This window comes from Betaproteobacteria bacterium, assembly GCA_009377585.1.
Taxonomy (GTDB): Bacteria; Pseudomonadota; Gammaproteobacteria; order Burkholderiales; family WYBJ01; genus WYBJ01.
The window spans coordinates 35351-46368 of sequence record WHTS01000010.1 but is presented as its reverse complement, the minus strand read 5'-3'; the positions used below and the strand labels follow the sequence as shown (position 1 = coordinate 46368).

Annotated in this window: 11 protein-coding genes; 7 read left to right on the top strand and 4 right to left on the bottom strand. The window is 66.6% G+C overall.

What is annotated here, in order from left to right:
• The 3 genes from GEV05_05710 to GEV05_05700 all read left to right on the top strand — a co-directional run.
• Positions 1-699: carbon monoxide dehydrogenase (locus GEV05_05710; protein ID MPZ42890.1), on the top strand; the 699-nt coding region annotated here is incomplete at its 5' end.
• Positions 700-731: 32 nt separating this feature from the next.
• Positions 732-1199, top strand: a complete 468-nt coding sequence (locus tag GEV05_05705; protein ID MPZ42889.1) for a 2Fe-2S iron-sulfur cluster binding domain-containing protein — start codon at positions 732-734, stop codon at positions 1197-1199.
• Positions 1200-1269: 70 nt separating this feature from the next.
• On the top strand, positions 1270-2193 hold the full coding sequence (locus GEV05_05700; GenBank protein MPZ42888.1) for a hypothetical protein: 924 nt from the start codon (positions 1270-1272) through the stop codon (positions 2191-2193).
• Positions 2194-2278: 85 nt separating this feature from the next.
• Here GEV05_05700 and GEV05_05695 read toward each other — a convergent pair whose 3' ends face one another.
• The gene (locus GEV05_05695; protein MPZ42887.1) at positions 2279-3913 is read right to left on the bottom strand and encodes a DUF342 domain-containing protein; all 1635 of its coding nucleotides are present in this window, start codon (positions 3911-3913) and stop codon (positions 2279-2281) included.
• A 304-nt stretch (positions 3914-4217) separates the two neighbouring features.
• The gene (locus GEV05_05690) at positions 4218-5180 is read right to left on the bottom strand and encodes a tripartite tricarboxylate transporter substrate binding protein (protein ID MPZ42886.1); all 963 of its coding nucleotides are present in this window, start codon (positions 5178-5180) and stop codon (positions 4218-4220) included.
• A gap of 420 nt (positions 5181-5600) precedes the next feature.
• Here GEV05_05690 and GEV05_05685 point away from each other — a divergent pair, with 420 nt between their 5' ends.
• Positions 5601-6488, top strand: a complete 888-nt coding sequence (locus GEV05_05685; GenBank protein MPZ42885.1) for a TauD/TfdA family dioxygenase — start codon at positions 5601-5603, stop codon at positions 6486-6488.
• A gap of 172 nt (positions 6489-6660) precedes the next feature.
• Positions 6661-7077, top strand: a complete 417-nt coding sequence (locus GEV05_05680; GenBank protein MPZ42884.1) for a methylmalonyl-CoA epimerase — start codon at positions 6661-6663, stop codon at positions 7075-7077.
• Between the two features lie 35 nt (positions 7078-7112).
• On the opposite strand, the gene GEV05_05675 is transcribed toward GEV05_05680, so the two are convergent.
• Entirely contained in the window at positions 7113-7475 is a 363-nt protein-coding gene (locus GEV05_05675) for an ArsC family reductase (GenBank protein ID MPZ42883.1), read from the bottom strand.
• Positions 7476-7639: 164 nt separating this feature from the next.
• On the opposite strand from GEV05_05675, the gene GEV05_05670 reads away from it, so the two are divergent.
• Together GEV05_05670 and GEV05_05665 are read left to right on the top strand one after the other, a co-directional pair.
• Positions 7640-8434, top strand: coding sequence for a hypothetical protein (locus GEV05_05670; GenBank protein ID MPZ42882.1), 795 nt, complete (start codon positions 7640-7642; stop codon positions 8432-8434).
• Positions 8415-9830, top strand: a complete 1416-nt coding sequence (locus tag GEV05_05665) for an MmgE/PrpD family protein (protein MPZ42881.1) — start codon at positions 8415-8417, stop codon at positions 9828-9830. Before GEV05_05670 ends, GEV05_05665 begins: the two co-directional genes overlap by 20 nt.
• Positions 9831-9928: 98 nt before the next feature.
• On the opposite strand, the gene GEV05_05660 is transcribed toward GEV05_05665, so the two are convergent.
• Positions 9929-10912 (bottom strand): Ldh family oxidoreductase, encoded by a 984-nt coding sequence (locus GEV05_05660; GenBank protein MPZ42880.1) that lies wholly within the window; start codon positions 10910-10912, stop codon positions 9929-9931.
• Positions 10913-11018: the final 106 nt, after the last annotated feature.

Below are 11018 nucleotides of genomic sequence, written 5' to 3'. Positions count from 1 at the left end.
ATGACGCTGCTTCCGACGCTCAAGCAGAGGCTCGCGCGTCCGTCCCACCTGGTCGACATCGGGGCCTTGGGTGCCCTGCGCGCGATCAAGCGCAGCCAGGACAAGCTGTCGATCGGCGCCGGCGTGCGCCACTACGAAGTCGCGTTCTCGCCGGACGTGCGCGAAGCCATTCCTGCGCTCGCGTACCTGGCGGAGCAAATCGGCGATCCGCAGGTGCGCAATCTCGGCACGATCGGCGGCTCGCTCGCGAACAACGACCCCGCCGCGGACTATCCGGCGGCGGTGCTCGGGCTCGGCGCGACCATCGTCACCAACCGGCGCCGCATCAAGGCGCAGGACTATTTTCAAGGCATGTTCGCAACGGCCTTGGAGGAGGGCGAGATCATCACGCGGGTTTCGTTCCCGCTGCCGAAGAAAGCCGCCTACGAAAAGTTTCGCCATCCGGCTTCGGGGTACGCCATGACCGCCGCGTTCGTGGCGGTGACCAGTCGCGGTGTGCGCGTCGCGGTCACCGGTGCGGGTCCCGGCGTGTTCCGCTGGACCAAGGCCGAGCGCGCGCTAGGCAAGAACCTCGCGCCCGAGGCGGTCGAGAAGCTGAGCGTCGATGCGCAGGAGATGAACGAAGACATGCACGCCTCGCGCGAGTACCGGGCGAACCTGGTCAATGTCATGACCCGGCGCGCGGTCGCGAAGCTGTAAGGCGGGCTTCCACTCACACGACAGGACGAGAAATGGCCAAGATCAGACTCACCGTAAACGGCGTGAAGCACACGCGCGATGTCGAGGACCGGACGCTGCTGGTGAATCTCCTTCGCGACGAGCTGGGGCTTACGGGTACCCACATCGGCTGCGATACGACGCAATGCGGCTGCTGCACCATCCACATGAACGGGCGCGCGGTAAAGTCCTGCACCGTGCTGGCTGCGCAGGCGAATGGCGCCGAGATCGTGACCATCGAGGGCTTGGCGAAGGACGGCCAGCTGCACCCGGTGCAGCAGGCATTCACCGACTGCCACGCGCTGCAGTGCGGCTTCTGCACGCCCGGCATGATCATGGCGGTTGCCGGTCTGCTGCAGGACAACCCGCATCCCACCGACGAAGAGATCTACCACGGACTCGAAGGCAATCTGTGCCGTTGCACGGGCTATATCAACATCGTCAAGGCCGTGAAGCAGGTCGCGGGAGAGCAGCATTCCTAGCCCGAATGTTTCATCGGGCGCACTTCGTTACGTAAAGCCTTCGTCCCGATTTGGACCGGCCTGGTGAAGTATCCGGGCTAAGGTTCTCCGAAGGCACGCTGCACCTTCGGCCGTACGGCCCTTCGCTCTTGTTCGCTGCCGCCTGAAGCGTATCTTCCGCCTGGCGGCTCGGGTTTCGCGCGCGCCTGACAGGGCGACCCGCTGGAACCCGAACGCTTTGCTGCGGTCTTTCCTAGCACGAGTCCCACACACCTCCCAAGCCTCCTGCGCGGTTTGCGCAAGCATCCGCGCGGCGACACACCAGCGTCGACGCAGGTCGCGCGGTCAGGCTGCCTGCGCTTACGCTTCCGCGAAATCCATCGGAGGGCGCATTCATGCCACGTTCCGCGCTTTGCGCAGCACTCGCATTGCTCGCCACACCGTTCGCAGCCCAGGCCGCGGACGACTTTCCCCGAAAACCGATCCGACTCATCGTTCCGTTCGCACCCGGTGGCGGCACCGACATCATCGGGCGCATCCTTGCCAACCAGATGCAGGCCGACCTGAATCAGACGGTGGTCGTCGACAACCGTCCAGGCGCGGGCAGCACGCTCGGACACACGCTTGCTGCAACATCGATCTCTACATCTCCACGCTGGCTTCGGCGGTGCCGTTCGTCAAGCAAGAGCGCCTGCGCCCGCTGGCGCTGACGAGCACGCAACGCACCAAGGTCCTGCCCGACGTGCCGACGATGCAGGAAGCGGGCATCGAAGGTTACTCCTACGAGACCTGGTACGGCATCCAGGTGCCGAGCGCGACGCCGAAGCCCATCGTCGAGAAGCTCAATCGCATCCTCGTGCGTGCGGTGGAGTCGCCAACGGTCCGCTCGCAGATGGAAAAGATCGGCATCGAGCCGGTAACCGCGACGCCGCAGCAGTTCGCCGCCCACATCCGCTCCGAGATCGACAAGTGGGGCGGGGTGGTGCGTACCGCTGGCCTGGCGGCGCGCCGCTGAGGCAAACCCTGGGTACGACCCGGTCGGCTCGCGCGCATCCGCACGCGCCGACCGGATGCTGCCTTCGCGGCAATGCCGCGGCGAGCTACTGGCCGCGAGCCAGGGTTCCGAAACCCAGCTCGCCGCCTTCGTCGAGGTGAAATACGCCTCGACCGAGATCCTCGTTGACGTAGCGCGTGTGCTGGCCCAGGGAGACGGTGACGCCCGAGCACAACCGCTCGCCAGCCACGATCTTGGCGTTGTCCGTAAGCTTCGCCGCCGCTTCGAGCTGGGCCTGGCGCTCCATTTCCTCGCCGATATCGGCGCACACCTTCTGCAGCGTGAGGCGAGCCTTGTCGTAGAGCGCCTGCTTGTCGGCGCGTCCCTGCAGCAGCTTCACCACCTTGCTCAAGTCGTCGTGCTCCTTGAGCTTCGCTTCCAGGCGCTGCTTGTTGCCATCGATTTCCTGCTGCAGCTTCGGATTGATGCCGACGGTGATCCGGGTCGGTGCGGAACCTTCGCCGCCGAGAAAGTCGGCGGCGACGAGCAGGGTCGCGCGCACGCGCCCACCGAGTATGCGGCCCTTCTTGCCCTTGCCGCCGGCAATCACCTGGTCGAGCCCGGTAATGTCGGACTGCACGATCGACTCGGCGACATGCACGGTGTGCTGGGCTTCGACGACGGCATTTTCGATGAAGCGCGCGCTGATATTGCCTCCGGCCGAGATCCGGGCCGTGCGTGCCGTCGCGTTGTGCTGCGTCTCCCGCGGCGTCAGCGAATGGCCGATGATCCCGCCGTCGACCTTGACATCACCGCCGGCCGAAACGTCCGCGGATTCGATCACCCCCTTGACGACGACATCGCCCTCGGCTCGTACCTTCATGCCGCTGCGGATATCGCCGCGTACTTCGATGCTGCCGGGAAACTGCACGTTGCCCACGGAAAGGTCGATATCGTCGTAGCGCACGATCGGCTCGACCGAGACGCCGTCCCGGTGCAGCAGCGGCTGCCCGGAGATTTCGGCCAGCAGCAGATCCGGGTCGTTCGGGCTCGGCACAGCGCCCTGCAGCCGCGCTGCAAAAACGATGTCCTTGCTGACCGGGGCAGGTACTACCTGTGCGAACACGTTGCAGCCCGCCACTCCGGGTTGCGGCGGATGGCGCCGCATCAGGACCTCGCCGGCAGTGACCGATGGGATGTCGCCGAGATCGTGCAAATCGGCGTTGCCGCTCTCGTCGATCTGCGGGTGGCGCTGCCGGTTCAACTCCACCAGCGGCTCCAGCACCGCGTCCTTGCCCGGCTGCGGCGGCGTACCCTTGGCGACTTGGAGGCGTACGCCGCAGCGCTCGACGGCCGCCTCGACCGCAGTCGCGTCGACGCCTTCGCGAACGTTGCGGGCGCCAAGCGCGGCGACCGCGTCCAGCGCGTTGGCAGGTGTGCCGCCGCATGCCGCGACCACGGTGAGCCAGGCGATCATCTCGTCCGGCGCGATCTCGATCTGGTACTCGGCGTCGGTGCGGCGCGCAATCACCAGCGCGCACTGTTCGCTGCGGCGGATCTTGATGACCGCGGCGCCGAGACTGCGCTCGTCGAACGCGAGCTCTGCGTAGCCCTTCGCCCCGGCGAGCTCGCGCAAGCCGGGCACGTCGACCGTCGACCGCGTGGCTTTATCCGCGGGCGCGAATCTCAGAACGAGCTGCTGCTGCTCGTCTTCGACCAGGCTAAGTCCGGGTAACTCCATGCATCGCTCCGTTGCGTTCCGCGCGAGCGTCCCATCGGGCACGTTGTCTTCGACGCAGGCACTGCGGGTTGCCACTTCAGCGATTTACCGACGTAGTCCTTGACCGTGTGCCTCGTCTCGGCGTTCGAAGCAATGACCGCGACCTGGGAAAGGCTCATTCCGCGAACAAATAGCGTGAGCCGCCGAAACCGGGTTGAGCTTCGTAGAACGAGGTCTTCTTCTTCGCGCCCTCCGTACGGAGTTGCCCCCGGAAATCGCCAACGTCATGCTTCCGCCGTCTATAACGGCCCAGCGCGACAATGTCTTAATCGATGTGGACTCCGGCGTCCCGCACGACCTTGGCCCATTTGGCGATTTCACTGCTGATGTAGGCCCCGAGCTCATCGGGCGTGCTGCCGACAGGGTCGATGGCAGAGTCCCGCAGCAGCTTGGAATAGTCGGGCCGCTCGAGCACGGTCTTGATCTCGCGATTGAGCCGGTCGATGATTGCGGCGGGCGTGCCCGCCGGCGCCAGCACGGCGTACCAGACTCCGGCGTCATAGCCCGGAACCCCGCTTTCGGCGACGGTGGGCAGGTTGGGAATGGCCTTCGGCCGCTTGGCCGTACTCACCGCGAGCGCCCGTATGCGTCCGGACTGAATGTGACCGCGGCCGGACGCCCAGGTCGTGAACAGCACCTGCACCTGTCCGGCGATGAGATCGACCAGCGCGGGTCCGCCGCCCTTGTACGGGACATGCAGCATCTTGATGCCGGTCATGCTCTTCAAGAGCTCCGCCGCCAGGTGGCCGCCGCTGCCGTTGCCCGAGGAGGCATAGGCGAGATCGTTCGGCCGCTTGCGCGCGAGGGCTATGAGCTCGCTTACGTTCTTCACCGGCACCGACGGATGCACCGCGAGCACGTAAGGTCCTTGCGCGAGCAGCGTGATCGGCGCGAAGTCCTTGACCGGGTCGTAGGACAGCTTCTTGAACAGGCTCGGATTCACGGCCAACTGAGCGGTGAGTGCCATGACAATGGTGTAACCGTCGGCAGGCGCCTTGGCGGCGTGCTCCATGCCGATGGTCCCGCTGGCGCCGCCGCGATTGTCGACCACGGCCTGCTGGCCCAGCGATTCGGTGAGCCCCTGCGCAAGCGGCCGGGCGATCGTATCGCTGCCGCCCCCGGGCGGATAGGGCAGGATCAGCCGGATGGGCTTGGCCGGATAAGTTTGAGCCCACGCCGGTGCGCAGGCTACGGCGAGCGCCGCCAGGACAATCGATGACCGCTGCATGCTTCCTCCTTTGCTGTTTGGCGCCGCCGCGGCGCTCATTCCACCTTGATGCCGGCTTGCTGAACCACGCGCCGCCACTTCGCCACCTCCGCCTTGATCTGCGCGGCCAGCTCGCTCGGTGTCGTGACCGAAGTCCGTCGTCCGGCTGAGCTTCTGCGACGGGGCGGCGACCGAGCACGTTGTCCTCGGTGGCCGCGCGATACGCGCCCGCGCGTTCCTCCAAGGTCGGATTCTACGCGAGGAGGCGTCGACTTCCATGCCGCCTGAGGCATGAGCGAGCTTGCGAACGACCCGTCGCTGCGATCTTGCGCTCGTCGCTGAAGTTGCGCGGCGCGAGCTCTGCGCGCGAGTTTGCCGCACCGCGATGTTGCGCGCCACGACACGATTGACTCCGGCGCCGCGAGCGCCTAGGCTTTGCGCATGAACCCGATCTTTCGCCCGCTGCATCCGCTGTTCGCCGCCGAAGTCGATGGCATCGACCTGCGCCGCGCCGATACGCCGCAGCTGCTCGATCGCATCCGCTCCGGCATGGACCAATATGCGGTACTGGTGTTCCGGGATCAGCCGCTGACCGACGCGGACCAGCTCGCGTTCGCGCAGCGCCTGGACGGCGCCTTGCACACCAGGACCGGCATCAGTGCCTTGCAGAAGAATCGCTTCGGCGACGAGGCCCTGACCGACATCTCCAACGTGAGCGATCGCGGCGAAGTGATGCAGGCCGACGACAGGCGCCGTGCTTACAGCCTGGCGAACCGCCTATGGCACACCGATGCCTCGTTCCAGAGTCCGCCCGGCCGCTATTCGATGCTGCACGCGCGCGTGGTGCCGCCGGTGGCCGCCGACACCGAGTTTGCCAACATGCGTGGCGCATACGACGAGCTGCCCGACGCGATCAAAGGGCGGATCGCCGGCCTGCAAGCTCACCATTCCATCGCCTATTCGCGCCAGACACTCGGCTTCGAGTTCTCCGAAGACGAGAAGGAGCGACTCAAGGGCGCCGTGCAACCGCTGGTGCGAACTCTGCCGCGCACCGGCCGCAAGTCGCTATATCTCGCCTCGCACGCGTTTCGCATTCTGGGCTGGCCGGTGCCGGACGGTCGTCTCCTGCTCAAGGACCTGATCGAGCACGCCACTCAGCGCAAGTTTGTCTATCGGCACAGCTGGCACGTCGGGGATCTGGTCATCTGGGACAACCGCTGCACCATGCACCGCGCGACGCCGTTCGAGGATCTCGAGTACCGGCGCGAGCTGCGGCGCGTTACCACCCTCGACATCGAGCCGGCAGCGGCACTGGCCGGAACCGCCTGAGCACGAAACCGCATGCACTCCGAAGGCTCGCGCTCGAGGGCCCTGCAGTGTGCGGGCAACATCCTCAACCAGTACGAGCAACGTCGTCACCAGTGCGGGCAGCGTCGTCAACCCGTGCGGACGACCTCGTCAGCCAGTACGGGCAACCGTCAACCAGCAAGGGAGTGAGGCCATGAAGATCAAGCGCATCGAGCATGTCGGCGTGGTCGTTCGCGACGTGGAGGCGAGCCGGCGCCTGTGGGAGGAATGCTTCGGCATCAAGCTGGGCGCGGTAGAGGAAAACGCCATTCGGCGGCTCGCGCTCTATCCGGTCGGCGAATCGATGGTCGAGCTGATTGCCGGCACCACCGCCGACAGCCGCCATGCGAAGATGGTCGCGGAAGGCAAGGGCGGGCTCAATCACATCTGCTTCGAAGTCGAGGACATCGATGCAGCGCTGGCCGAATTGAAGGCCAAGGGCATCCCGCTCATCGACGAGGTGCCGCGCATCGGCCATGCCGGCTGCCGCATCGCGTTCATCGATCCGCAAGCGACCGAGAATTGCCTGATCGAGTTGGCGGAACTGCCCGCCGGCGGCGCGCACGCCTGAGCGGAGCCTGGCCCCTTTTCCTTAGCCCCTTTTCCTTAACGCCCGCGCGCGCGCTTCCCGAGCAGAGCCTGGTAGCGTTCCGGGTCGAACCCCAGCAGTAACCCCTGGTCCGTCTCGATCACCGGACGCTTGATCACGCTGGGCGCTTCCATCATGAGCGCAGCCGCGCGCGTCGCGTCGAGCCCCTGCTGCTTCGAGGGTGGGAGCTGCCGGAACGTGTTGCCCTTCGTGTTGACGAGATCCTCCCAGCGCGCCTGCTCGAGCCAGGCTTTCACCTTGTCCGCCGGGACGCCGCTTTTCTTGTAGTCGTGAAAGCGGTATTCGATGCCGTTGCCTTCGAGCCACGCGAAGGCCTTCTTCATCGTCGTTCAGTTGCGGATGCCGTAGACGGTGATCATGATCGAATCTCCCGCGATGGGATGGCGCCAGTTTACCTCCTGCCGGTGTCGGGTTGCAGCTCGCGGGCGAGACTTCATTGCCGTGCCGTTGCGAAGCCACCATAATCGGCTACGGCCGAGGCGCGATGCGCGTCTCGCGAGCCGTTCCGACCGGAGGAGTATGCATGAAGCTGTGGTACCAGAGCCTCGCGCGCGAAACCGAGGCGACGCCCTACGGCGCGATTCTGAAGCGCGTCATCGACCAATGTGCCGATTCTGGCACCGAGGTGCACCTGCAGGGCGTCCATGAATCGGCCGGTATCGGCGTGCACTACCGCTTCCTCGAGTACCACGACACCCGCGAAGTCATCTACAACGCCATGCAGGCCCAGCGCGAAGGGTTCGACGCATTCCTCATCGGCAACGCCAGCGATTCGGGGATATTGGCCGCGCGCGAGGTCGTCACCATTCCGGTGCTGGCGCTCACGGAAACCTCGCTGCTGGTCTCGTGCATGATGGGCGCGACGGTGGGGCTCATCACGGTGAGCGACAAGTGGACGCCGCGAATCATGGAGAACGTGCGCCGCCTGGGATTCGAAGCGCGCGTGGTCGGCGCCGAAGGCCTCAATACCTCGCCGCTCGAGTTGAAGAAGGCGATGGTCGACGATCGGCTGCGCGGCAAGGTCGTCGACGACTTCATGGCCTCGGCGCGGCGGCTGCTGGCGAAGGGCGCCGAAGTCATCATTCCGGCCGGCGGTGATGTCATCGTGTTCCTCGCCGAGGCGGGCACCTACGAGATCGACCGTGCGCCGATCGTCAACGGCATCGTCGAGCTGGTGAAGATGGGCGAGCTCGCCGTGCGGCTGCACAAGTACACGGGGCGTTTCACCAGCAAGCGCTTCGGCTTTGCGGCCCCGAGCGGGGAGTATCTGCAGCGCATTCGCGACTTCTACGGCTCCGATGCCTACCCCGGCGCATAGCATCGTCTCGCCATCGGACGAGACGATGCACGCACGCCGGCTGCTCGAATTCGCGCACGACCTGGCGCAGCGCCCGCTACCGCCCGCGCTCGCAGCCCAGGCCAAACGCTGCCTCCTCGACAACCTCGGTTGCGGCTTGTTCGGCGCAAGCCAGCCGTGGTCGCGCATCATGCGCGAGGAGATCGCAGCCGATGCCGCCTCGGGCGAGTGCACCGTGTTTGGCGGCGAGCGCACGACGGCCGCCGCGGCGGCTGCGCTCGCCAACGGAACTGCGATCCACGGCTTCGAGCTGGACGATCTCATCCCTGCGGCCATCGTGCATCCCGGTACCGTGATCTTGCCCGCGGTGCTCGCGACGGCGGAGGCGGCGCGCGCCAGCGGAGAACGCATGCTGGCGGCTATCGTGGCCGGCTACGAGGCAACCGCGCGCATCAGCCTGGCGCTCGGAGCGGAACCCTCGCAGCGCGGCTTTCACAAGACGAGCGTCGTCGGGCCGGTCGCTGCGGCAATCGCCGCCGGCACGATCATGCGCGCCGGCATTGCACAACTCGAAAGCGCGGCCGGTCTCGCCTGCTCGATGGCATCGGGCATCAAGGCGTTCGCCGCGGGCAGCGGTGGCGGGATGGTGAAGCGCATGCACGCTGGCCGGGCAGCGGAGGCCGGCGTGCGGGCCGCGCAGCTCGCTCGGCGCGGATGCACCGGTCCCGCCAACGCGCTCGACGGACACCTCGGGCTGCTGGAGGTTTTCAGCGGCGCTCACTCACTTCCGGAGCACTTGTCGCACGCGCTCGGTGAGCATTGGTACATCGCTGAGGTCTGGGTCAAGGTCTATCCGATCTGCGGCTGGATTCAGGGTGTGGCCCAGCTGCTCCAGCGCCTGCGCGGCGAGGGTCCGCTGCCGCCCGAGAGCGTGCGGCGAATCGTGGTCGGCACCAGCGCCTTCGCGGTAAAGCACAACGCCAACGCGACGCCGCGCGACGAAATGGAAGCGCAGTACAGCATTCCCTACTGCGCAGCGCTGGCCGTGACGGCGGATCCGGGCGATCCGGCGGCGTTCACGCTGCAGGCCATCGCCGATCCGAGCCTTCGCGGCCTCGCGCAGCGAGTGCAGCTTCGCGTCGATCCCGAATGCGAAGCCGCCTATCCGGGCCGCTTCGGCACGCGCATCGAGCTCGAGCTTGCGAACGGCGAGCGCCGGCACGGTTTCACGCTCGACCCGCACGGGACCGTCGCCGATCCGCTCGCCGGCGACGAATTGCTGCACAAGTTCGGGCGCCTGGCGTCGTTCTCACCGCTTGCGGTCGATGCCGGCGCCATCGCCGAATGCGTGCAGCAGCTCGAGCGCCTGGGCGATGTCCAGGAACTCACTCGCCTGTTGCGTCGCCGCCCGGGATAGGCAGTCATACCAGGCAACAACCCTTCGCGTGCCAAGCGCGGGCGCCGTGGAGCACGGCCTGGTGGAAGCGGCGCGGAGTGGAGCTGCGCTGATCGTCGCTAGCGCGTCAATTCGACCAGGCGCGCGTAGACCTTGTCGTCGACCGCGATGTAGCCTTCGCCGAGCGACTGCTGTTTGCGCGACTGACTGCCGTCGCCCGGCATCCGCACCCGCGCGTCACCCGCCAGCGCACGGCTCGCCGTAACGATGCGGCGAAGCTCGGCCGCCTGCGCCTCGAACCCGCCCCCGGCCCCGACGCGCGCCGGATCGATAACCACGAACAACAGGCCGTAGCCCGCGGTGCCGGCTATGACCGGGGCGCTGCCGGCCAATATCCCGAGCAACTGCACCGCGAGTGAAAGCGCGCTGCCGCGCTGGCCGCCCCAGGGCATGAAGGCGCCGTCGAGCGCCGCTTGTGGATCGCGCGTCACCTCACCCGCCGGGTCGACGGCAACCCCGTCGGGTAGCGGCTCGCCCTTGGTGCGCGCGAGCACGACATCGCCCCAGGTGATGGCCGAAGTGCCGATGTCGATGACGATCGGATCGGACTTGCACGGGAAGGCAATCGCGAACGGATTGGTTCCCATGATGCGCTCGGCGCCGCCGAGCGGCGCCACGCGGGCCGTCGTGTTGGTCGTATGCAATGCGACGAAGCCTCGCCGCGCCGCCCGCTCCACGTAGTAGGCGCAGCGTCCGCTGAACCAGGTGTTGTCGGCCGTCACGACGGCAACCCCTAGCCGGCGCGCGATCTCGACCGCCTTGTCGACGGCGCTCAGCGAGACCACGTAACCGATGTTGTCACCGCCGTCGATGTGCGCGCAGGAGCCGTCCTCGCGCACGAGCTCTATCGGCGTGGGCGCAGTGGTCTTCGCGCGCAACTCCTCCACGATCGCAGCCACGCGCGGCAGGCTGGAGAATTCGTGCCCGCACAGGGCGGACTCGACCAGGTGATCGGCCACCTGACGGGCGTGCCCGGAGGAAAGTCCATGGCGGCTCAAAGCCGAGACCGCCAGATCGGTTGCCTGTTCTATCGTGAGCTTCATGTCGGCCGCGGGATGCAATTGCAAACGATATCGGGGCACGTCGACTCTTGCCCTGGTCCATATTACCGGAGCTATGCGCTAACATGCCGGCTCACCGTCCGAGATG